Source organism: Pseudomonas sp. ACN5 (assembly GCF_002303975.1).
Lineage (GTDB): Bacteria > Pseudomonadota > Gammaproteobacteria > Pseudomonadales > Pseudomonadaceae > Aquipseudomonas > Aquipseudomonas laurylsulfatiphila.
In genome coordinates this window covers 1-21405 of sequence record NZ_MRCP01000006.1, presented here as the reverse complement: position 1 = coordinate 21405, position 21405 = coordinate 1, and the positions used below count along the sequence as shown (strand labels likewise).

The window sequence follows — 21405 nt, the reverse complement described above, 5'->3', positions numbered from 1 at the left end:
ATGCGCCCTTTCTTTATAGGCAGAGTTGTTCAAGATTTTTGTTTGCCGGCCGGCGCAATACAGCGCGGCGGGCAATGTTTCAAAGAGAATTCGGAGCGAGTTATGGCAGGTCATTCCAAGTGGGCGAACATCAAGCACCGCAAAGAACGTCAGGATGCCAAGAGGGGCAAAATCTTCACCAAGTGGATTCGTGAGCTGACCGTCGCTGCCCGTCAGGGTGGTGGTGATCCAGGCTCCAATCCGCGTCTGCGCCTGGCCCTGGACAAGGCTCTGGGTGCCAACATGAGCCGTGACATCATCGATCGTGCTGTCGCCCGCGGTACCGGCGCTGCCGATACCGACGACGTGGTCGAGCTGACCTACGAAGGTTACGGTCCAGGCGGCGTGGCGGTGATGGTTGAATGCATGACCGACAACCGTAACCGTACCGCGGCCGCGGTTCGCCATGCGTTCAGCAAGTGCGGCGGCAACCTCGGGACTGACGGTTCGGTGGCCTATCTGTTCGAGCGCAAGGGGCAGATCTCTTTCGCCGCCGGCGTTGACGAAGACGCGCTGATGGAAGCGGCCATGGAAGCCGACGCCGATGACGTGGTGACCAACGAAGACGGTTCGATCGACGTTTTCACCTCGTTTGCCGGATTCTATTCCGTGCGTAACGCACTGGAAGCGGCGGGCTTCAAGGGTGACGACGCGGAAATTGTCATGCTGCCGACCACCAGCGCCGAGCTCGATCTGGAAGGCGCCGAGAAAGTCCTCAAGCTGATCGACATGCTCGAAGACCTGGATGACGTGCAAAACGTCTACTCCAACGCGGAGATTCCGGAGTCGGTGGCCGCACAGCTCGGTTAAAGGGTGGCCACGATCCATGTGGGAGCGGGCTTGCTCGCGAAAGCGGTTTAATATTCAGCAACGATGTTGTCTGATAGTCCGCATTCGCGAGCAAGCCCGCTCCCACATTTATTATTCACTGAGCTGAAGATCGTGTTCTTTCTTATCCCGCAGGCGTTATGACTTTAATTCTTGGTATCGACCCTGGTTCGCGCATCACCGGTTACGGTGTGGTGCGTGATACCGGCCGTGGCTGCGAGTACGTCGCCTCCGGTTGTATCCGCACCGGTGCCGGCGAGCTGGCTGAGCGACTGCAGATTGTCTATCGCGGGGTGCGGGAGATCATTCAGACCTACCATCCGGTGACCATGGGGATCGAAAAGGTGTTCATGGCCCGTAACGCTGATTCCGCCCTGAAACTGGGGCAGGCCCGTGGCGCAGCGATCGTGGCGGGTGCCGAGGAAAGCCTGGAAATTGCCGAATACAGCGCAACCCAGGTCAAGCAGGCAGTGGTCGGTACCGGCTCGGCCAACAAGGAGCAGGTGCAGATGATGGTCATGCACATGCTCAAGCTGACCAGCAAGCCGCAGATCGATGCTTCGGACGCCCTGGCCATTGCCATCTGTCATGCTCATACCCGCTCCAGTCTGCTGCCCCATGGTCTCGGGGCGGCACGCAGTCGTGGCGGGCGCCTGCGTCTCTGATAGCATCAGCAATCATTTTCATGGGGTGAGGGCGTTTCGCCTGGGTTGTCGGCGCCACTCCCTTGCTCCATCAGTCGCTGGCCCAGAGCTGGCCAACGCTCAAGGATTTGTAACGTGATTGGACGTTTGCGCGGCACCCTGGCTGAGAAGCAGCCTCCACACCTGATTCTGGATGTAAACGGTCTGGGTTATGAACTCGAAGTGCCCATGACGACCCTCTATCGCTTGCCGTCGGTCGGTGAGCCGCTGACGTTGCACACTCATCTGGTCGTGCGTGAAGACGCACAGTTACTCTATGGTTTCGTCGGCAAGCGTGAGCGCGATTTTTTCCGCGAGTTGATCCGCCTCAATGGTGTCGGGCCGAAACTGGCGCTGGCCTTGATGTCGAGTCTGGAAGTCGACGAACTGGTTCGTTGCGTACAGTCCCAGGACACTTCGGCGCTGACCAAGGTGCCAGGTGTGGGCAAGAAAACCGCCGAGCGTTTGCTGGTGGAGCTCAAGGATCGCTTCAAGGCCTGGGAAACCGTGCCGGCCATGTTTGCCCTGGTGCCGAACCAGCCGGATGGACCGGCTCCGGTGAACACTGCTGAAAATGACGCCGTCAGCGCCCTGATCTCCCTGGGCTACAAGCCGCAGGAAGCGAGCAAGGCGGTGTCTGCGATCAAGGAGAAAGGTTTGAGCAGTGAAGACATGATCCGTCGCGCCTTGAAGGGAATGATCTAAGTGATTGAAGCTGATCGTCTGATCGCCGCCACGCACAGTCCGCGTGAGCGCGAAGAAGTCCAGGACCGGGCGATCCGCCCGGTCAGCCTGGCGGAATACATTGGCCAGCCGACCGTTCGCGAGCAGATGGAGTTGTTCATTCAGGCGGCTCGCGGTCGTAACGAGTCCCTGGATCACACGCTGATCTTCGGGCCGCCGGGCCTGGGCAAGACCACCCTCGCCAACATCATCGCCCAGGAAATGGGGGTGTCAATCAAGAGCACTTCGGGGCCGGTGCTGGAGCGTCCGGGTGATCTCGCCGCACTGTTGACCAACCTTGAGCCTCACGATGTGCTGTTCATCGACGAAATCCATCGCCTGTCGCCCATCGTTGAAGAAGTGCTGTACCCGGCCATGGAAGATTTCCAGCTCGACATCATGATTGGCGAAGGCCCGGCTGCGCGTTCGATCAAGCTCGATCTGCCACCGTTCACCCTGGTTGGCGCAACGACCCGGGCAGGCATGCTGACCAACCCGTTGCGCGACCGTTTCGGCATCGTTCAGCGTCTTGAGTTCTACAATAACGCCGACCTGTCGACGATCGTCAGTCGTTCGGCGAGCATCCTGGGTTTGCCGCTGGACCCGGAAGGCGCCTTCGAAATCGCCCGCCGTGCCCGTGGCACGCCCCGGATTGCCAACCGACTGTTGCGCCGGGTGCGTGATTTCGCCGAAGTTCGCGCCAAGGGGCATATCACCAAGCCGATTGCCGACCTGGCGCTGAACCTGCTGGACGTCGATGAACGTGGCTTCGATCACCAGGACCGGCGTCTGTTGCTGACCATGATCGAGAAGTTCGATGGCGGGCCGGTCGGGGTCGACAGCCTGGCGGCCGCCATCAGCGAAGAGCGTCACACCATTGAAGACGTGCTGGAGCCCTATCTGATCCAGCAGGGTTACATCATGCGCACGCCAAGGGGGCGAGTGGTGACGCGGCATGCCTATCTGCATTTCGGTTTAAACATTCCGTCACGATTGGGCGAAATGCCCGTGGCAGACGAGTTCCTCGGTGCCAGTGACGATTAATTAACATTGCGTGCTGATTTTTTCGGGCAATGTAGGGTCCCAGCACCGTACTTTCGCAAGAAAGCCGCAGATCAATGAAAAACAGTTGCCTGGCCGGATTGGCAACCTGAGGAGTAAGCACTAGAGTATGCGCGCGCAAAACGGGCTTGAGCCATTCGCACATCGTTGTCGCGTTTATTACGAGGACACCGATGCGGGCGGCATCGTGTATTACGTCAATTACCTCAAGTTTATGGAACGGGCTCGAACCGAGCGGCTGCGAGATCTGGGCTTTGCCCAATCACAGCTGGCAGGGGAGGACCTGTTGTTCGTCGTGCATTCCAGCGAAGCGCGCTATCACGCGCCGGCGCGACTGGACGACGAACTGCTGGTAAGCGCTGAAGTAATCGAATTGAACCGTGCCAGCCTGCGCTTCAAGCAGCAGGTCAGGCGGGCAACGGATAATGCACTGCTCTGCGAAGGGCAGTTTCTGGTGGCCTGTGTGCGCACTGAAAGTTTGAAACCCCGGGCCATTCCCGAAGCTCTACGAGCGGCCTTTGCCGACGTGAGCGGCGCGGGTACACACTCAAAGCAGGAGATAAAGCGTGGAAGCTAACGTCGTCGACCATTCCTCCATGTGGAGCCTGGTCAGCAATGCCAGTATCGTGGTGCAACTGGTAATGCTGACCCTGGTAGCCGCATCGGTGACCTCGTGGATCATGATCTTTCAGCGCAGCAACTTGCTGCGCGCCGGTCGACGTGCCCTGGAGAGCTTTGAAGAGCGCTTCTGGTCGGGTATCGACTTGTCCAAGCTGTACCGCCAGGCCGGCAGCAACCCGGACCCCGATTCGGGTGTCGAGCAAATCTTCCGTGCCGGTTTCAAGGAATTCTCCCGCCTGCGCCAGCAGTCAGGCGTTGATCCGGAAGCGGTCATGGAAGGCGTGGCCCGTGCCATGCGCGTTGCGATTTCCCGCGAGGAAGAAAAGCTCGAACAGAGCCTGCCCTTTCTCGCCACTGTCGGTTCCGTCAGCCCCTACATCGGTCTGTTCGGTACCGTCTGGGGGATCATGAACTCCTTCCGTGGCCTGGCCACCGCCCAACAAGCGACCCTGGCCACTGTGGCCCCGGGTATCGCCGAAGCACTGATCGCCACGGCCATCGGTCTGTTCGCGGCCATTCCAGCCGTTATCGCTTACAACCGTTTTGCTGCTCGCAGCGAAACCCTGCTGGGCCGCTACTACACCTTCGCCGACGAGTTCCAGGCGATCCTGCACCGCAAAGTGCACACCAGCGAAGAATAAGCAGGTAATTTCCAATGGCTTTAATCGCTCGAGCTCGCAAAAAGCGCAAGCCGGTCGCCGAGATGAACGTGGTGCCCTACATCGACGTGATGTTGGTGCTGCTGGTCATCTTCATGGTGACCGCGCCGATGCTCAATCAGGGCGTGAAAGTTGATCTGCCCAAGGTTTCCAGCGAAGCCTTGCCGCAGGACAACAACACCCAGGTCCTGACCATTTCCATCAAATCCGACAAGACCTACTACTGGAACCTTGGCAGCGAAGTCGACACGGACAAGCAGCAGGACCGGGCCATGACGTTGCCGCAAATGACTGACGCGGTGACCAAGATCATTCGCGTCGGCAACGAAGGCGGCAAGCACACCCAGGTCTTCATTCGCGGCGACAAATCCGTCGATTACGGTTCCGTCATGGGGGCCATGGGCGGGTTGCAGAAAGCCGGGGTCGGTAATGTTGGCTTGATTACCGAGGCGCCCTGATGCAGCAACAGCGAGAGCCGTCCGCCTCGGAAAGCTACTTCTGGCCTAGTGTCTGGGCGATTGGCTTGCACGTGCTGGTGTTCGGCATGTTGTTCGTCAGTTTTGCCTTTACCCCGGAGCTGCCGCCGGCCAAGCCGATTGTCCAGGCGACCTTGTACCAGCTGAAATCGAAAAGTCGGGCGACCACCCAGACCAATCAGAAGATTGCCGGAGAGGCGCAGAAATCTGCTGCGCGTCAGACCGAAGTCGAGCAGATGGAGCAGAAAAAGGTCGAGCAGGAAGCGGTGAAGGCTGCGGAACAAAAGAAAGAAGAGGCGGCTCAAAAGGCCGAGGAAGCCAAGAAGGCCGACGAGGCGAAGAAAGCGGACGAGGCGCAAAAGGCTGATGAAGCCAAGAAAGCCGACGACGCGAAGAAAGCCGCGCAAGCCAAGAAGGCAGAAGAGAAACAATTGGCTGATATAGCCAAGAAGAAAGCTGAAGAAGAAGCCAAGAAAGCTGCTGAAGAAGAGGCCAAGAAAGCGGCCGCTGAAGAAGCCAAGAAAAAGATCGTCGAAGACGCGAAGAAGAAAGCCGCGGAAGACGCCAAGAAGAAAGCCGAGGCTGAAGAGGCGAAGAAGAAAGTCGCCGAGGAAGCGAAGAAGAAAGCTGCTGCCGATGCTGCGAAGAAGAAATCGCAGGACGCGGCGCGTAAATCCGCCGAAGACAAAAAGGCCCAGGCCCTGGCAGATTTGCTTTCCGATACGCCGCAGCGTCAGCAGGCCTTGGCCGATGAGCAGGGTGACGAAGTCGCCGGCAGTTTCGATGACCTGATTCGTGCGCGTGCAGCGGAAGGCTGGGCTCGTCCACCTTCGGCACGCAAAGGCATGACGGTCGTATTGCAAATCGGCATGTTGCCGGACGGTACGGTGACTTCGGTCAGCGTGTCCAGGTCCAGTGGCGACGGTCCGTTTGACGCATCGGCTGTTGCAGCAGTGAAGAATATTGGACGTTTGACAGAAATGCAGGGAATGAAGCCGAGTGATTTCGCTCCGTATCGTTCATTCAAGATGACATTCACACCTGAGGATCTAGCCTTGTGAGAAACCTTCTTCGAGGAATGCTGGTCGTTATCTGCTGCATGGCAGGGATGGCGATGGCAGATGAGAAAAACATTCTGGTTACCAGCGGCAGCGATCGGGCGACCCCGATCGCCGTTGTTCCGTTCGGCTTCCAGGGCGGTAGCGTGCTGCCGGACGACATGGCGGAAATCATTGGTAACGACCTGCGCAACTCGGGTTACTACTCGCCGATTCCAAAGCAGAACATGATCAGCCAGCCGAGCCAGGCCGGCGAAATCATCTTCCGTGACTTCAAGGCACTGGGTGCCCAGTACGTCATGGTCGGCAGCATTGTTCCGGCGGGCGGTCGCCTGCAGGTGCAATATGCACTGTTCAACGTAGCCACCGAGCAGCAAGTGCTGACCGGCAGCGTGTCGGGCGGTGTCGATCAGTTGCGCGACATGGCGCACTACATCTCCGACCAGTCGTTCGAAAAACTCACGGGTATCAAGGGTGCCTTCTCGACTCGCCTGCTGTACGTAACGGCCGAGCGTTTCTCCGAGAACAACACTCGCTACACCCTGCAGCGTTCGGACTACGACGGTGCCCGCGCCGTGACCCTGCTGCAATCGCGTGAGCCGATCCTGTCGCCGCGTTTCGCACCGGATGGCAAGCGCATCGCTTATGTCTCCTTCGAGCAGAAGCGTCCGCGTATCTTCATGCAGAACATCGACACCGGTCGCCGTGAGCAGATCACCAACTTCGAAGGCCTGAACGGTGCGCCTGCCTGGTCGCCGGATGGCAATCGTCTGGCGTTCGTGCTGTCCAAGGACGGCAACCCGGACATCTATGTGATGAACCTGGGCTCGCGTCAGATCAGCCGTGTCACCAACGGTCCTGGCATCAACACCGAACCGTTCTGGGGCAAGGATGGCTCGACCATCTACTTCACTTCCGACCGTGGCGGCAAACCGCAGATCTACAAGACCAGCGCCGGTGGCGGCGGTGCCGAACGCGTGACTTTCGTCGGCAACTACAACGCCAACCCTAAATTGTCGGCTGATGAAAAGACGCTTGTCATGATTCACCGTCAGGATGGCTTCACCAATTTCAAGGTGGCGTCCCAGGATTTGCAACGCGGTAGTGTAAAAATCCTCACTGATAGCACTCTGGACGAGTCGCCTACTGTCGCGCCCAACGGCACCATGGTAATCTACGCCACCCGCCAGCAGGGCCGGGGAGTCTTGATGCTCGTGTCCATCAATGGACGCGTAAGGCTCCCGCTTCCTACCGCACAAGGCGAAGTCAGAGAACCTTCCTGGTCCCCTTACCTGAACTGACGCGGCGCTATACGTTGTACTTAACACACTGGGGTTCATTAGGAGTTTCACGATGGAAATGCTGAAGTTTGGTAAATTTGCTGCGCTGGCACTGGCCATGGCTGTAGCTGTAGGTTGCTCGTCCAAAGGCGGCGACAATGCCGGTGAAGGCGCGGTAGATCCAAACGCTGGTTACGGCGCAAACACTGGTGCAGTTGACGGCTCCCTGAGCGAAGAAGCTGCACTGCGCGCTATCACCACTTTCTACTTCGAATACGACAGCTCGGACCTGAAGCCAGAAGCCATGCGCGCTCTGGACGTTCACGCCAAAGACCTGAAAGCAAACGGCGCTCGCGTTGTTCTGGAAGGCAACACCGACGAACGTGGTACTCGTGAGTACAACATGGCACTGGGCGAGCGTCGTGCGAAAGCCGTTCAGCGTTACCTGGTACTGCAAGGTGTTTCCCCAGCTCAGCTGGAACTGGTTTCCTACGGCGAAGAGCGTCCAGTTGCTACCGGCAACGACGAGCAGTCCTGGGCTCAAAACCGTCGCGTCGAACTGCGTAAGTAATTCGTCATGCGAACGTGCCGTCGTGCTGTAACTGTTCTGGCTCTCAGCCTCGCGCCGCTTGCGGCCTGGGCTGCGGTTCCTGTGGTCGATAATGACTCCGGCTATAACAATAGCGGGAGCAGTTATCCGCCTGCAGGTTACGGTACGAACGGCGCCTATGCCGGGGGAGGGGTTTCGACCCCTGTCTCGGCACAGGGCCAGCTGTTCAACCAACTGCAACAAATGCAGGAACAGATCTCGCGCCAACAGGGTGTGATCGAAGAACTGCAAAATGATGTAGCGCGCATGAAGCAGGAAAGCCTGGAGCGATACCAGGATCTTGATCGGCGCATAGGAACCGGCGTTGCACCAGCCGCGACTCCTGAAAATTCTTCCACCGGTGGTGAATCGAACGCCCCCGGTGCAGCCGCAGGTGCAGCAGCTGGCGCAGCCGCCGCTCAGGCACCTGCCGCGGGTAGCGAACCGGCAGATCCGGCGAAGGAAAAGCTCTATTACGATGCTGCCTTCGACCTGATCAAGGCCAAGGATTTCGACAAGGCCAGCCAGGCTTTCGCCGCATTCCTGCGCAAATACCCGAACAGTCAGTACGCGGGCAATGCCCAGTACTGGCTGGGCGAAGTGAACCTGGCCAAAGGCGATCTGCAAGGTGCAGGTCAGGCATTTGCCAAGGTTTCGCAGCTGTATCCCAAGCACGCCAAGGTGCCTGATTCGCTGTACAAGCTCGCTGATGTAGAGCGCCGTCTCGGTCATACCGACCGGGTCAAAGGCATTCTGCAGCAGGTCGTGTCCCAGTATCCGGGCACTTCCGCTGCTCAGCTGGCGCAGCGTGACCTGCAGAAAATGTAAGGCGGCTTGAGCCGTTTCAAAGAAACCCGCGCTTGTCGCGGGTTTTTTCGTTAGAATTCACCCCCTTTTTCTGAAACACGCTTTTTGGGATCTGCGCATTGCCGGGGTTCCTTGAAGTGCCTGACGGAGGCGGACAGCCTGTTTAGCTGTTACGCCCGTGGCGACTATGCAAGACACATTGAGAATCACCGAAGTTTTCTACTCGTTGCAGGGTGAAACTCGGACTGCCGGCCTGCCCACGGTTTTTGTGCGCCTGACCGGTTGCCCGTTGCGTTGCCAATACTGCGACAGCGCCTACGCGTTCACCGGCGGAACCATTCGCACCCTCGACGACATCCTCGAGCAGGTCGCCGGTTTCCGCCCGCGTTATGTCTGTGTCACGGGCGGCGAGCCCCTGGCGCAACCCAACGCCATTCCCTTGCTCAAGCGCTTGTGCGACGCCGGTTACGAAGTGTCACTGGAAACCAGTGGCTCTATCGATATCTCGTCAGTAGATTCCCGGGTCAGTCGCGTTGTCGACCTGAAAACCCCGGGTTCGAAGGAAGCGCACCGCAATCGCTACGAAAACATCGAGCTGCTCACGCCCAACGATCAGGTGAAGTTTGTCATCTGTTCGCGGGAGGACTATGACTGGTCCGTTTCCAAACTGATCCAGTACGGTCTGGACCGGCGCGCCGGCGAAGTCCTGTTTTCGCCAAGCCACCATGATCTCAATGCCCGGGACCTGGCGGACTGGGTGGTGGCGGACAACCTGCCAGTGCGTTTGCAATTGCAGCTGCATAAATATCTATGGAATGACGAGCCGGGGCGCTGAAATGACTGAACAACTCAACACTGCTGAAAAACGTGCGGTCATCCTGCTGTCCGGTGGCCTGGACTCGGCGACCGTGGTAGCCATGGCACGCGCCGAAGGCTACAGCTGCTACACCATGAGCTTCGACTACGGTCAGCGCTCTCACGCCGAACTGTACGCCGCCGAGCGCGTGGCGCGGGATCTGGGTGTGGTCGAGCACAAGGTGATCGGCCTGAACCTGAACGGCATGGGTGGCTCGGCGCTGACCGACCGCAGCATCGATATACCGGAAGAGCTGGGTGAGGGCATTCCTGTCACTTACGTGCCTGCGCGTAACACGGTGTTCCTGTCCCTGGCCCTGGGTTGGGCTGAAGTGCTCGGTGCGCGGGACATCTTCATCGGCGTCAATGCGGTGGATTACTCCGGTTACCCGGACTGCCGCCCCGAGTTCATCGAATCGTTCGAGCGCATGGCCAACCTGGCAACCAAAGCCGGCGTGGAGGGCAATGGCTTCCGCATTCAGGCGCCGCTGCAAAACCTCAGCAAGGCGCAGATCGTCCAGGCGGGCGTGAAGCTTGGCGTGAACTACGGGCTGACCGTTTCCTGCTATCAGGCCGACGATGATGGCCGTGCGTGCGGCAAATGCGACAGCTGCCGACTGCGCGCGGAAGGCTTTGCAGCGGCCGGAATCAGCGATCCAACACCTTATTTTTGATTATTTTCAAAATAGGTGTTGAATAGTCCTTAAAAATCAGTATTATACGCGCCATCACACAGCGGGTCGTTAGCTCAGTTGGTAGAGCAGTTGGCTTTTAACCAATTGGTCGTAGGTTCGAATCCCACACGACCCACCATTTTTGGCGGTTTAGAAAATCCGGAAGGCCCACGAAAGTGAGGATTTCCGGGTTTTTTTTTGCCCGCGATTAAAGTCCGCCTCGCTCCGGGCTGCTGCGCAAGGCACAGGTCAGAATCATCTTTTGCATCTGTCGGATATTCTGTAGCCTTGCGCAGCTTCAACGCTGTCCGTGCCTGATGAATACCCACTTTCCCGGCGGTACCCTGAAGGGTCCGGAGCCGGGTGTATACTCGACTTTCGCGCGAATGCGCTTGCAGGTCTTGCGAACATGACGCAAATATCCGAACGCCTTCTGGTTCAAGCCCACCTCGACGCCAAACAGCCCAAACCGCTGACCGCCGATGAAGAGGCTTACTACCGTGCCGCCATCGCTGCCGAGCTCAAGGCTCAGGACGCGGTGCTGGTGGCCCACTTCTATTGTGACCCTGTCATTCAGGCGCTGGCCGAAGAGACGGGGGGTTGTGTCTCCGACTCGCTGGAGATGGCCCGCTTCGGCAATGCCCATCCGGCCAACACCGTGGTCGTCGCCGGCGTGAAGTTCATGGGGGAGACTGCCAAGATCCTCAATCCGGAAAAGCGCGTGCTGATGCCGACCCTCGAAGCGACCTGTTCGCTCGACCTGGGGTGCCCGGTGGACGAGTTTTCCGCGTTCTGCGATCAACACCCGGAGCGCACGGTCGTGGTGTACGCCAACACTTCCGCTGCGGTAAAAGCCCGCGCGGATTGGGTGGTGACTTCAAGCTGTGCGCTGGAAATCGTCGAAAGCCTGATGGACAACGGCGAGACCATCATCTGGGGCCCGGACAAGCATCTGGGTACCTACATCCAGCGTCAGACCGGTGCCGACATGCTGCTGTGGGACGGTGCCTGCATCGTTCACGAAGAGTTCAAGTCCAAGCAGCTTGAAGACATGAAGGCGCTGTACCCGGATGCGGCGATCCTGGTGCACCCGGAGTCGCCGACTTCGGTGATTGAACTGGCTGACGCCGTGGGCTCCACCAGCCAGTTGATCGCGGCGGCACAGAGCCTGCCCAACAAGACGCTGATCGTTGCCACCGACCGCGGCATCTTCTACAAGATGCAGCAGCTGTGCCCGGACAAGGTCTTTATCGAAGCCCCGACGGCGGGTAACGGCGCGGCGTGCCGCAGTTGTGCACATTGCCCGTGGATGGCCATGAACACCCTTGAGCGCACGCTCAAGGCGTTGAAAGAAGGCGCGAACGAGATCTTTGTCGATCCGGCGCTGATCCCGCAGGCGATTCGACCGCTCAAGCGGATGCTGGACTTCACCCAGGCGGCGCGGATGAAACTGGCCGGTAACGCCTGAGGTTTATCAGGCAGGTCGCAAAAATTGTGGGAGCGGGCTTGCTCGCGAAGGCGGAGTGTCAGGCAACATTGATATCGGCTGACACGCCGCCTTCGCGAGCAAGCCCGCTCCCACAGTGATTTTTGTACGACTGAATTACTTGGTCTTCTTCGGAATCCGCACCAGTTGCGTGTTGGAATACATGTCGTGCCAACTGCGTTTTTGCTTGTCGAACAGCGACCAGAAGAATCCCATGCCAACGCAAAGCAGCGAGGCAATCGACACCACAAAGCGCAACAGCGCCTGCCACAGGCTGATGGACGAGCCATCGGCATTCTGCACGCGAATGCACCAGACCTGCATGCCCAGGGTCTGACCCGACCAGGTCCAGAATTTGGCGAAGAAGCCGAACAGTACGAACAGCAGGACTGTGGAGAGCAGGGGGTCGCCGTCCAGCGCGCCGGCTTCGGTCAGGGTGCGCATCCTTTCTTCGCCGATGATCGCCATCTGGATCATCTTGTAGAGGCCGCTGGTGACGATCAGCAGGGCGGTGCACAGCAGGAAATCATAGAACATGGCTGCCAGACGACGACCCAGACCAGCGGCAGGAAAGTCGCCCTGGGGAGTAAGCAGGTGTTTCGACATGGCAGGATCTCGGCGGAAAAAGAAGCCATTTTACGGATTTGCGCGCACAAAAAAGCCCCTGATGTCAGCATCAGGGGCTTTTTCGTTACAGAAGATTAGGCTTCTGCTTGTACTTCGTCAGCCTGCATGCCTTTCTGGCCCTGCACGGCGATGAAAGTCACTTTCTGGCCTTCTTTCAGGCTCTTGAAGCCGTTGCCCTGGATGGCGCGGAAATGCACGAACAGATCCGGACCGCTTTCAGGAGTGATAAAACCAAAACCTTTCTCGTCGTTAAACCACTTGACGGTACCGCTCTGACGTTGGGACATTTCTTATTTCCTTTGACGCAAAAAATTAATGACAGTCTCCTTCTCATGAAAGAGTACTGGGGCTGGTTGCAGGAGAGTAAGAAGACGTCGAACGGGATGTAGCTAACTTGTAGGCTACTGCCCAGGTCACGATTCCAAGCGACCCATGCAAACACAGTGAACAAACTCTACGCCAACTACGGGAGAAAAAACAAGCCCTGTGAAGGCCCCGTATTTCCTCAGGTTGATGGCAAAGTCAGTCCACTAGTGGGGCCTTATACGCTGGCGCTGTTCAAATGTTTTCGATCGTTATAAGCAAAGTTCATAATCGAAGCTTAGAGCCAAACAATGCACTATTTTATGGCGGTTGCGTTACACATTAGTGCACAGTTAACGCAACCGCGTTACTTATAGGAACATTCAATCAGCCGCGATAGTAGCGTTGTGGAACAAATGGCATTTTGCTTACAAGCAAAGGTACCTTTTTCCCACGCACAATCGCCCAGACGGGTGTGTCCAGTGCGATATAGGCGCTGTCGACATAACCCATGGCCAGCGGCCCGCCCAGGGTCGGCCCGAAACCGCCGCTGCAGACGCTACCGATGATGTCGCCGGCTTCGTTGACGATCTCGGCACCCTCGCGCACCGGCGTGCGTTCCTGCGGTAACAGACCGACGCGTTTGCGGCTGACACCTGCCTGTTGCTGGGCGAACACGGTTTCGGCGCCAGGGAAGCCGCCGGCCCGTGCGCCATCGGCGCGACGCGGCTTGGAGATCGCCCACAGCAGGCTCGCTTCGATCGGGCTGGTCTCGGTGTTCATGTCATGCCCGTACAGGCACAAGCCTGCCTCAAGGCGCAGGGAGTCGCGGGCGCCGAGGCCGATGGCGGCCACTTCCGGCTCGGCCAGCAGGGCGCGAGCCAGGGCTTCGGCGTTGGCGGCAGGTACGGAAATTTCGAAACCATCTTCACCGGTATAACCCGAGCGGCTGACAAAACAGTCCACGCCCAGCAGCTTCACGCGAGCGAACTGCATGAAGGTCATCTTCGCCACTTCCGGGGCCAGGCGTGCCAGCACGGTCACTGCAGCCGGGCCTTGCAGGGCGAGCAGCGCACGTTCTTCGAAAAGTGGCTCGATCGTGCACTGCTCACCGATGTGCTTGCGCAGGTGTGCCAGGTCCTGATCCTTGCAAGCGGCGTTGACCACCAGGAACAGTTCGTCGTTGCCCAGGTTGGCAACCATCAGGTCATCGAGGATGCCGCCCGTCGCATTGGTGAACATCGCGTAACGCTGCATGCCCACCGGCAGGTCGATGATGTCCACCGGCACCAGGGTTTCCAGGGCCTTGGCGGCATCGGCGCCGGTCAGGCGGATCTGGCCCATGTGCGAGACATCGAACAGCCCGGCCTGGTCGCGGGTGTGCTGGTGTTCTTTCATCACGCCCAGCGGGTATTGCACCGGCATGTCATAGCCGGCGAACGGCACCATGCGCGCGCCGAGTTCGATATGCAGTGCGTGCAACGGGGTTTTCAACAGTTGTTCGGTGGACATATTCAGCTCCTGAAGAAGGGTGCAGATGAGCGCACATCAGCACTCGATAATGTTGACCGCCAAACCGCCACGGGCGGTTTCCTTGTATTTGCTTTTCATGTCGGCGCCGGTCTGGCGCATGGTGCGGATGACCTTGTCGAGGGAGACGAAGTGTTGCCCGTCGCCGCGCATGGCCATGCGCACGGCATTGATGGCCTTCACCGAACCCATGGCGTTGCGCTCGATGCAGGGCACCTGCACCAGCCCGCCAATCGGGTCGCAGGTCAGTCCGAGGTTGTGTTCCATGCCGATTTCCGCGGCGTTCTCCACTTGTTGCACGCTGCCACCGAGCACTTCGCACAAGGCTCCGGCGGCCATCGAACAGGCGACGCCGACTTCACCCTGGCAGCCGACTTCAGCGCCGGAAATCGAGGCGTTTTCCTTGTACAGAATGCCGATGGCGGCGGCAGTGAGCAGAAAACGCACCACCCCGTCGTCATTCGCGCCGGGGATAAAGCGCATGTAGTAATGCAGCACCGCTGGAATGATCCCGGCCGCACCGTTGGTGGGGGCCGTGACCACGCGGCCGCCGTTGGCGTTTTCTTCGTTGACGGCCAGGGCGTACAGGTTGACCCAGTCCAGCACTGACAGCGGATCGCGCAAGGACGATTCAGGGTTGCTGCACAATTGCCGATGCAGCGCAGCCGCCCGGCGCTTGACCTTCAAGCCACCGGGCAGGATGCCTTCGTTACGACAACCGGCGGCGACGCAGTCCTGCATGACCTGCCAGATCTTCAGCAAGCCGGCGCGGGTTTCCGCTTCCGGGCGCCAGGCGCTTTCGTTGGTCAGCATTACCTGGCTGATCGACAGGCCGTATTTGGCGCAATGAGCGAGCAGGTCCTTGGCGCTTTTGAAGGGGAAGGTCAGGGGCGTGGCGTCTTCGACGATGCGGTCGGCGCCAGCGGCGTCCTCATCAACGACAAACCCGCCACCCACCGAGTAGTACTCGCGGCTGCGGATCTGCAAACCCGCCGCGTCGAAGGCGCGAAAAATCATGCCGTTGGGGTGATAGGGCAAGGGTTTGCGAATCATCGCCAGGTGTTCTTTCTCGTTGAACGCAATGCTGTGTTCGCCGAGCAGGTTCAAGCGTGCGTTGCTGCGGATTTCTTGCAGGCGCGCAGCGACGGTTTCGGTATCCACGGTGTCCGGGTGTTCGCCTTCCAGGCCCAGCAGCACAGCCTTGTCACTGCCGTGGCCTTTGCCGGTGGCGCCGAGCGAGCCGTACAGCTCGACCTTGACGCAGGTGGTGGCCGTCAGCAGCCCTTCACGGCGCAGGCCTTCGACGAAGCGTACAGCGGCGCGCATGGGACCGACGGTGTGGGAGCTGGAGGGGCCGATGCCAATCTTGAACAGGTCGAACACGCTTAACGACATGGTGGTTCTCCGGTTTCTTGTTATTAGATATCGACGCAAATCTTGTGGGGAGACTGGACCCTGTGGGAGCGGGCTTGCTCGCGAAGGCGGCGTAACAGGCAGCACATCTGGTGCCTGACACACCGCCTTCGCGAGCAAGCCCGCTCCCACAAGGGGATATGCGGTGTTCTTGAGAGGGGCGAGCAACCCCGCCCCCTCATTGCTTTAAGCGTAGCTTTCGATCGACGGGCAGGCGCAGACCAGGTTGCGGTCGCCAAACACGTTGTCGACGCGACCGACCGGCGGCCAGTACTTGCCTTCGATCAGCGACGCAACCGGGTAAACCGCTTGTTCGCGGCTGTACGGGTGCGACCACTCGCCCACCAGTTCCTTGGCAGTGTGCGGAGCGTTTTTCAGCGGGTTGTCGTCCTTGTCCAGGGTGCCGTTTTCCACTGCGCGGATTTCTTCGCGGATGCGGATCATGGCGTCGCAGAAGCGGTCCAGTTCTTCCCTGGATTCGCTTTCGGTCGGCTCGATCATCAGCGTGCCGGCTACCGGGAACGACATGGTCGGCGCGTGGAAACCGAAGTCGATCAGGCGCTTGGCCACGTCATCGACGCTGATGCCGCTGCTGTCTTTCAATGGACGCAGGTCGAGGATGCACTCATGCGCCACCAGGCCGTTGCTGCCGGTGTACAGCACGGGATAGTGCTCTTCGAGGCGACGGGAGATGTAGTTGGCATTGAGGATCGCCAGCTGCGAAGCACGCTTGAGGCCCGCGCCACCCATCATGCGAATGTACATCCAGGTGATCGGCAGGATGCTCGCGCTGCCGAACGGTGCCGCGCAAACGGCGCCTTCCTTGCGCTCCATCTGTGCGTGGCCCGGCAGGAACGGCGCCAGGTGCGATTTCACACCGATCGGGCCGACGCCCGGGCCGCCACCACCGTGGGGGATGCAGAAGGTCTTGTGCAGGTTCAGGTGCGACACGTCGCCGCCGAACTTGCCCGGCGCGCAGAGGCCGACCATGGCGTTCATGTTGGCGCCGTCGATGTACACCTGGCCGCCGTTGTCGTGAACGATGCCGCAGATTTCGCGGATGCCTTCTTCGAACACGCCGTGGGTCGACGGGTAGGTGATCATCAGCGCGGCGAGGTGTTCGCGGTGCTCGATGGCCTTGGCGCGCAGGTCTTCGATGTCGACGTTGCCGCGGGCATCGCACGCGGTCACGACCACGCGCATACCGGCCATTTGTGCGGTGGCCGGGTTGGTACCGTGGGCCGACGACGGGATCAGGCAGATGTCGCGACGGTCTTCACCACGGCTCTGGTGGTAGGCACGGATCGCCAAGAGACCTGCGTATTCACCCTGGGAACCGGCGTTCGGTTGCAAGGATACCGAGTCGTAGCCGGTCGCAGCGCACAGCATGGCTTCCAGTTCGTCGGTCAATTGCTGATAGCCGGCGCTTTGCTCGGCCGGGGCGAACGGGTGCAGGGCACCGAACTCGGCCCAGGTCACCGGGATCATTTCGCTGGCGGCGTTGAGTTTCATGGTGCACGAACCCAGCGGGATCATGGTGCGGTCCAGCGCCAGGTCCTTGTCCGCCAGTTTGCGCAGGTAGCGCATCAGCTCGGTTTCCGAGTGATAGCGGTTGAACACCGGGTGGCTGAGGATCGGTGACTGACGTACCAGCGCGGCCGGGATGGCGCTCTGCACCGAGGCGGCGAGGGCGGCGAAGTCCGGCAGGGCCTTGCCGTCGGACAGCAGGCTCCACAGGGTTTCAACGTCGGCCTGAGTGGTGGTTTCGTCCAGGGACAGGCCCAGGCGTTCGCCATCGACCACGCGCAGGTTGATGCGCTGGGCGTGCGCCTTGTCGTGCAGGGCGGCGGTTTGAGCGCCGGTCTTCACGGTCAGGGTGTCGAAGAAGTTCGCTTGCTCGACGTTCAGACCCAATGCGCTCAAGCCTTTGGCCAGGATCGCAGTCAGGTGATGCACGCGATTGGCGATCTGCGTCAGGCCTTTCGGACCGTGGTACACGGCGTACATGCTGGCGATGTTGGCCAGCAGCACTTGCGCGGTGCAGATGTTCGATGTGGCTTTCTCGCGACGGATATGTTGCTCGCGGGTCTGCATGGCCAGGCGCAGGGCCGGGTTGCCGAAACGGTCTACGGAAACACCGACCAGGCGGCCCGGCATGTCACGCTTGAATGCATCCTTGGTGGAGAAGTACGCCGCGTGCGGGCCACCGAAGCCCAGCGGCACGCCGAAGCGCTGTGCGCTGCCGATGGCCACGTCGGCACCGAACTCGCCCGGTGCGGTCAGCACGGTCAGGGCCAGCAGGTCGGCCGCCACGGCGACCAGGGCGTTGGCGGCGTGGAAACGTTCGGTCAGCTCGCGGTAATCGAACACGTCACCGTTGCTTGCCGGGTATTGCAGCAGGGCGCCGAAGAACGGCGTCACGTCGGTCAGTTCACGCTCGTCGCCAACCACCACGTCGATGCCCAGAGGCTCGGCACGGGTGCGCAGTACGTCGAGGGTCTGCGGGTGGCAATGCACGGAGGCGAAGAACTGATGGCTGCCTTTGTTCTTGCTCAGGCGTTTGCAGAAGGTCATGGCTTCGGCAGCGGCGGTGGCTTCGTCGAGCAGCGAGGCGTTGGCGATCGGCAGGCCGGTGAGGTCGCTGATCAGGGTCTGGAAGTTCAGCAGCGCTTCGAGACGGCCCTGGGAGATTTCTGGCTGGTACGGGGTGTAGGCGGTATACCAGGCCGGGTTTTCCAGCAGGTTGCGCAGGATCGGCGACGGCGTGTGGGTGCCGTAGTAACCCTGGCCGATGAAGGTCTTGAACAGCTGGTTTTTGCTCGCGATGGACTTGATCAGGGCCAGGGCATCGGCTTCGCTCAAGCCGTCTTCCAGGCCGAGGACGCTGGTGCCCTTGATGCTGTCGGGAATCACGCTGGCGCTCAGGGCTTCCAGGGAGTCGAAGCCGAGGCTGTTGAGCATGGCTTGCTCGTCACCGGCGCGCGGGCCGATGTGACGGGCGATGAATTCATTGGCGGTGGTCAGATTGATCTGGGTCATGTCAGTGCTCCTCAGGCTTCGGCTTGGGCTTTGATCAGGCGGTCGTAGGCGTCCTGATCCAGCAGTTGGCCGACAGCGGAGGCATCGGCAGGTTTGAAACGGAAGAACCAGCCTTCGCCCAGCGGATCTTCGTTGACCAGTTCAGGGCTGCTGTCCAGCGCCGGGTTCACTTCCAGCACTTCGCCGTCCAGCGGCATGTACACGCCGCTGGCAGCCTTTACCGATTCCACGGTGGCGGCTTCGGCGCCTTTGTCGTAGGACTGCAGCTCAGGCAGTTGAACGAAAACCACGTCGCCCAAGGCGTTCTGTGCGAAAGCGGTGATGCCGACCGTGACGCTGCCGTCAGCTTCGGTGCGCAGCCATTCGTGATCTTCAGTAAAACGCAACTCGCTCATGGAAACTCCTAAGGGGCCAGACTCGTCTGGTGGACGCGATTGAATGCTTGGGCGATGCCCAGGTGATGGAGAACTACATAGCAAGAACGCGGCCAATGTTGTTTTTATTGTTATTGATCAATGATTTAGGTGGTTTCGATAAAGCTTGAAATTCATTCGCTGTAGCGAAATCGATACGGCGTATGTCAATGATAAAAGCCGAGGTGGATCAAAGCCTTGCACAGCCGTGATCGGAGAGGTGTGTAGCGATATCGTTCCGCTGTAGCGCTTTCAGTACAGATGGAGGTCGTTTTTGAACCCGGTATTGAATTTGACGCAGCACATGTGGGAGCGGGCTTGCTCGCGAAAGCGTAGTGTCAGGCGACGATGTATTGACTGATGTACCGTCTTCGCGAGCAAGCCCGCTCCCACATTGACCGAGGGAGGTTCAGGCCTTGCCTGGAATGCCGTACTTGCGCAGCCGATGGGCAATCGCGGTGTGGGAGGTTTGCAGACGGGTCGCCAGTTGCCGGGTCGAGGGATAGCTGACGTAGAGTTTTTCCAGCAGGGTCTTCTCGAATTCGTCCATGGCCTGTTCCAGGCTGTCGACGTCATGGTCGCCCTGGCGGGCTACCGAGGTGCCGGCGATGTCGAGGTCGCCAATGTCCACCAGGCTGCTTTCGCAAATCGCCGCGGCGCGGAAGATCACGTTCTGCAATTGCCGCACGTTGCCCGGCCAGCGGTTGCCCAGCAGCGCCGGGTAAGTGCCTGGCGCCAGGCGACAGATCGGGCGCTGGATCTGCGCACAGGCCTGCTGCATGAAGTAGCGGGCCAGCAGCAGAATGTCCTGGCCGCGCTCGCGTAGCGGCGGCACTTCAACGTTGAGGACGTTGAGGCGATAGAACAGGTCTTCGCGGAACAGGCCTTCGCTGACCATTTTTTCCAGGTCGCGGTGGGTCGCGCTGAGGATCCGCACGTTGACCTTGACCTCACGGTCACCGCCGACCCGGCGAAAACTGCCGTCGTTGAGGAAACGCAGCAATTTGGCCTGCAAATACGGCGACATCTCGCCGATTTCATCGAGAAACACCGTGCCCTGGTTGGCCAGCTCCATCAGCCCTGGCTTGCCGCCGCGTTGCGCGCCGGTGAAAGCGCCGGGGGCGTAGCCGAACAGTTCACTTTCGGCGAGGTTCTCCGGTAATGCCGCGCAGTTCAACGCCAGAAAGGGTGAACTGTGCCGGGCGCTGATGGCGTGACAGGCACGGGCCACCAGTTCCTTGCCGGTGCCGGTTTCGCCCTGGATCAGCAGCGGTGCATCGAGGGCCGCCACCCGCTGGGCGCGCGCCTTGAGGGTGCGGATCACCGGGGACTCGCCGAGCAGTGCATCGAAACCTTCGGCGTGGTCATGGTGCAGTGCAGACAGGCGTTCGCCGATGCGGTTCGGCTGGTACAGGGTCAGCAGGGCGCCGGCGTCGGTGATCGGTGTGGCGTCGAGCAGGAAGGTCTGGCCATTGACGATGATTTCCCGCAGCGGCAGGCGAAAGCCGTGTTCGAGCAGGGCGTCGAGCAAGGCCGGGTCGGCAAACAGGTCGGCCACACTTTCACCACTCGGTTCGCGGCCGTACAGGGCGATCAACGCCGGGTTGGCCAGCAGCACCTTGCCGTCGCTGTCCAGTGCCAGCACCGGGTCGGTCATGGCGGCCAGCAATGCGTCGAGCTGCAAGTGCCGACGCTGGCCGGGCAGGATGTCGACCACCGTCACCGCTTGCACGCCACGCACGCTGAACAGGGCATCGCGCAGTTCTTCTAGGACCTGCGGGCTCAGGGTCGGGGCGTCGATGTAAACATTGGGCGGGACCATTTCCACCGCATCCAGGTTCAGATTGCGCCCGCCAAGCAGGGCCAGGACTTCCTGGGTGATACCGACGCGGTCGATGAAGCTGACGTGGATACGCATGGGGCGGTTTCGGGTTCTGCAGTGCGGAGGGTGGCAAGTATGCCTTGGGGCGGGCTAATGGTGAAATTTTGAAACGGATTTGCAAGTGCCCACCGAACCAATGTGGGAGCGGGCTTGCTCGCGAAAGCGTCGTGTCAGGCACCATTCTTGGCGACTGATACACCGCCTTCGCGAGCAAGCCCGCTCCCACAGGGAAATGTGGGCTACTCGAAGCTCTCGAGATCTATCGGGTCGCCGGATTTCATATTCAGTTGCTTGCGGATGTCTTCGAACATCAAGTCGTAATGCTTGTGCACCGAGCCGATCTGGCTATGTGTCTTTG

Annotated in this window: 22 protein-coding genes and 1 tRNA gene; 15 read left to right on the top strand and 8 right to left on the bottom strand. The window is 59.9% G+C overall.

The genetic code is table 11. From position 1 onward, the window contains the following. Positions 1-102 precede the first annotated feature (102 nt). The 15 genes from BSF40_RS12770 to nadA all read left to right on the top strand — a co-directional run bounded on the left by BSF40_RS12770 (position 103) and on the right by nadA (position 11822). Positions 103-849, top strand: coding sequence for a YebC/PmpR family DNA-binding transcriptional regulator (locus BSF40_RS12770; protein WP_007995641.1), 747 nt, complete (start codon positions 103-105; stop codon positions 847-849). A 158-nt stretch (positions 850-1007) separates the two neighbouring features. Beyond that, complete coding sequence (gene ruvC, locus BSF40_RS12765) at positions 1008-1532, top strand: crossover junction endodeoxyribonuclease RuvC (protein ID WP_095965392.1); 525 nt, start codon at positions 1008-1010, stop codon at positions 1530-1532. 114 nt (positions 1533-1646) lie between these two features. Next, positions 1647-2255, top strand: coding sequence for a Holliday junction branch migration protein RuvA (ruvA, locus tag BSF40_RS12760; RefSeq protein WP_007995640.1), 609 nt, complete (start codon positions 1647-1649; stop codon positions 2253-2255). After that, positions 2256-3317, top strand: a complete 1062-nt coding sequence (ruvB, locus tag BSF40_RS12755; RefSeq protein WP_015096600.1) for a Holliday junction branch migration DNA helicase RuvB — start codon at positions 2256-2258, stop codon at positions 3315-3317. A 127-nt stretch (positions 3318-3444) separates the two neighbouring features. Further along, positions 3445-3912 (top strand): tol-pal system-associated acyl-CoA thioesterase, encoded by a 468-nt coding sequence (ybgC, locus tag BSF40_RS12750; RefSeq protein ID WP_057713518.1) that lies wholly within the window; start codon positions 3445-3447, stop codon positions 3910-3912. Further along, positions 3902-4597 (top strand): protein TolQ, encoded by a 696-nt coding sequence (tolQ, locus tag BSF40_RS12745; RefSeq protein ID WP_007977321.1) that lies wholly within the window; start codon positions 3902-3904, stop codon positions 4595-4597. The genes ybgC and tolQ overlap by 11 nt, the downstream gene beginning before the upstream one ends. 23 nt (positions 4598-4620) lie before the next feature. Beyond that, a complete protein-coding gene (tolR, locus tag BSF40_RS12740) occupies positions 4621-5073 on the top strand; it encodes a protein TolR (RefSeq protein WP_172435709.1) in 453 nt (150 codons plus the stop codon). Next, positions 5073-6152, top strand: a complete 1080-nt coding sequence (gene tolA, locus BSF40_RS12735) for a cell envelope integrity protein TolA (RefSeq protein WP_095965390.1) — start codon at positions 5073-5075, stop codon at positions 6150-6152. Before tolR ends, tolA begins: the two co-directional genes overlap by 1 nt. Positions 6153-6169: 17 nt before the next feature. Next, positions 6170-7450, top strand: coding sequence for a Tol-Pal system beta propeller repeat protein TolB (tolB, locus tag BSF40_RS12730; RefSeq protein ID WP_172435708.1), 1281 nt, complete (start codon positions 6170-6172; stop codon positions 7448-7450). Between the two features lie 52 nt (positions 7451-7502). Next, positions 7503-8000: a peptidoglycan-associated lipoprotein Pal gene (gene pal / locus BSF40_RS12725; protein ID WP_003178634.1), complete on the top strand. Its 498-nt coding sequence runs from the start codon at positions 7503-7505 to the stop codon at positions 7998-8000. Between the two features lie 6 nt (positions 8001-8006). Continuing rightward, positions 8007-8846 carry a tol-pal system protein YbgF gene (gene ybgF / locus BSF40_RS12720; protein WP_095965388.1) on the top strand — a complete coding sequence of 280 codons (840 nt, stop codon included), beginning with the start codon at positions 8007-8009 and terminating at the stop codon, positions 8844-8846. A gap of 166 nt (positions 8847-9012) precedes the next feature. Beyond that, the gene (queE, locus tag BSF40_RS12715) at positions 9013-9660 is read left to right on the top strand and encodes a 7-carboxy-7-deazaguanine synthase QueE (protein WP_095965387.1); all 648 of its coding nucleotides are present in this window, start codon (positions 9013-9015) and stop codon (positions 9658-9660) included. Between the two features lies 1 nt (position 9661). Further along, positions 9662-10354 carry a 7-cyano-7-deazaguanine synthase QueC gene (gene queC, locus BSF40_RS12710; RefSeq protein WP_095965386.1) on the top strand — a complete coding sequence of 231 codons (693 nt, stop codon included), beginning with the start codon at positions 9662-9664 and terminating at the stop codon, positions 10352-10354. 63 nt (positions 10355-10417) lie between these two features. Beyond that, positions 10418-10493, top strand: a tRNA-Lys gene (locus tag BSF40_RS12705). Between the two features lie 270 nt (positions 10494-10763). Next, entirely contained in the window at positions 10764-11822 is a 1059-nt protein-coding gene (gene nadA, locus BSF40_RS12700; protein WP_095965385.1) for a quinolinate synthase NadA, read from the top strand. Between the two features lie 135 nt (positions 11823-11957). On the opposite strand, the gene BSF40_RS12695 is transcribed toward nadA, so the two are convergent. The 8 genes from BSF40_RS12695 to BSF40_RS12660 all read right to left on the bottom strand — a co-directional run. Next, positions 11958-12446, bottom strand: a complete 489-nt coding sequence (locus BSF40_RS12695; protein WP_095965384.1) for an RDD family protein — start codon at positions 12444-12446, stop codon at positions 11958-11960. A gap of 95 nt (positions 12447-12541) precedes the next feature. Beyond that, positions 12542-12754, bottom strand: coding sequence for a cold-shock protein (locus BSF40_RS12690; protein ID WP_007977299.1), 213 nt, complete (start codon positions 12752-12754; stop codon positions 12542-12544). A gap of 403 nt (positions 12755-13157) precedes the next feature. Further along, complete coding sequence (gene gcvT / locus BSF40_RS12685; RefSeq protein WP_095965383.1) at positions 13158-14282, bottom strand: glycine cleavage system aminomethyltransferase GcvT; 1125 nt, start codon at positions 14280-14282, stop codon at positions 13158-13160. Between the two features lie 36 nt (positions 14283-14318). Further along, the gene (locus BSF40_RS12680) at positions 14319-15695 is read right to left on the bottom strand and encodes an L-serine ammonia-lyase (RefSeq protein ID WP_015096592.1); all 1377 of its coding nucleotides are present in this window, start codon (positions 15693-15695) and stop codon (positions 14319-14321) included. Positions 15696-15899: 204 nt separating this feature from the next. After that, the gene (gene gcvP / locus BSF40_RS12675; RefSeq protein WP_095965382.1) at positions 15900-18752 is read right to left on the bottom strand and encodes an aminomethyl-transferring glycine dehydrogenase; all 2853 of its coding nucleotides are present in this window, start codon (positions 18750-18752) and stop codon (positions 15900-15902) included. Positions 18753-18763: 11 nt separating this feature from the next. Beyond that, on the bottom strand, positions 18764-19147 hold the full coding sequence (gene gcvH / locus BSF40_RS12670; RefSeq protein WP_007977291.1) for a glycine cleavage system protein GcvH: 384 nt from the start codon (positions 19145-19147) through the stop codon (positions 18764-18766). Between the two features lie 427 nt (positions 19148-19574). After that, entirely contained in the window at positions 19575-21083 is a 1509-nt protein-coding gene (locus BSF40_RS12665) for a sigma-54-dependent transcriptional regulator (RefSeq protein WP_095965381.1), read from the bottom strand. Between the two features lie 203 nt (positions 21084-21286). Then, on the bottom strand, positions 21287-21405 hold a 119-nt coding region (locus BSF40_RS12660; protein WP_141249739.1), incomplete at its 5' end, for a DUF5064 family protein.

Coding starts and splice junctions, on each gene's coding strand:
- BSF40_RS12770 (WP_007995641.1), top strand. CDS start 103: ATGGCAGGTCATTCCAAGTGGGCGAACATCAAGCACCGCAAAGAACGT.
- ruvC (WP_095965392.1), top strand. CDS start 1,008: ATGACTTTAATTCTTGGTATCGACCCTGGTTCGCGCATCACCGGTTAC.
- ybgC (WP_057713518.1), top strand. CDS start 3,445: ATGCGCGCGCAAAACGGGCTTGAGCCATTCGCACATCGTTGTCGCGTT.
- tolA (WP_095965390.1), top strand. CDS start 5,073: ATGCAGCAACAGCGAGAGCCGTCCGCCTCGGAAAGCTACTTCTGGCCT.
- tolB (WP_172435708.1), top strand. CDS start 6,170: ATGCTGGTCGTTATCTGCTGCATGGCAGGGATGGCGATGGCAGATGAG.
- pal (WP_003178634.1), top strand. CDS start 7,503: ATGGAAATGCTGAAGTTTGGTAAATTTGCTGCGCTGGCACTGGCCATG.
- ybgF (WP_095965388.1), top strand. CDS start 8,007: ATGCGAACGTGCCGTCGTGCTGTAACTGTTCTGGCTCTCAGCCTCGCG.
- queE (WP_095965387.1), top strand. CDS start 9,013: ATGCAAGACACATTGAGAATCACCGAAGTTTTCTACTCGTTGCAGGGT.
- queC (WP_095965386.1), top strand. CDS start 9,662: ATGACTGAACAACTCAACACTGCTGAAAAACGTGCGGTCATCCTGCTG.
- nadA (WP_095965385.1), top strand. CDS start 10,764: ATGACGCAAATATCCGAACGCCTTCTGGTTCAAGCCCACCTCGACGCC.
- BSF40_RS12695 (WP_095965384.1), bottom strand. CDS start 12,446: ATGTCGAAACACCTGCTTACTCCCCAGGGCGACTTTCCTGCCGCTGGT.
- BSF40_RS12690 (WP_007977299.1), bottom strand. CDS start 12,754: ATGTCCCAACGTCAGAGCGGTACCGTCAAGTGGTTTAACGACGAGAAA.
- gcvT (WP_095965383.1), bottom strand. CDS start 14,282: ATGTCCACCGAACAACTGTTGAAAACCCCGTTGCACGCACTGCATATC.
- BSF40_RS12680 (WP_015096592.1), bottom strand. CDS start 15,695: ATGTCGTTAAGCGTGTTCGACCTGTTCAAGATTGGCATCGGCCCCTCC.
- gcvP (WP_095965382.1), bottom strand. CDS start 18,752: ATGACCCAGATCAATCTGACCACCGCCAATGAATTCATCGCCCGTCAC.
- gcvH (WP_007977291.1), bottom strand. CDS start 19,147: ATGAGCGAGTTGCGTTTTACTGAAGATCACGAATGGCTGCGCACCGAA.
- BSF40_RS12665 (WP_095965381.1), bottom strand. CDS start 21,083: ATGCGTATCCACGTCAGCTTCATCGACCGCGTCGGTATCACCCAGGAA.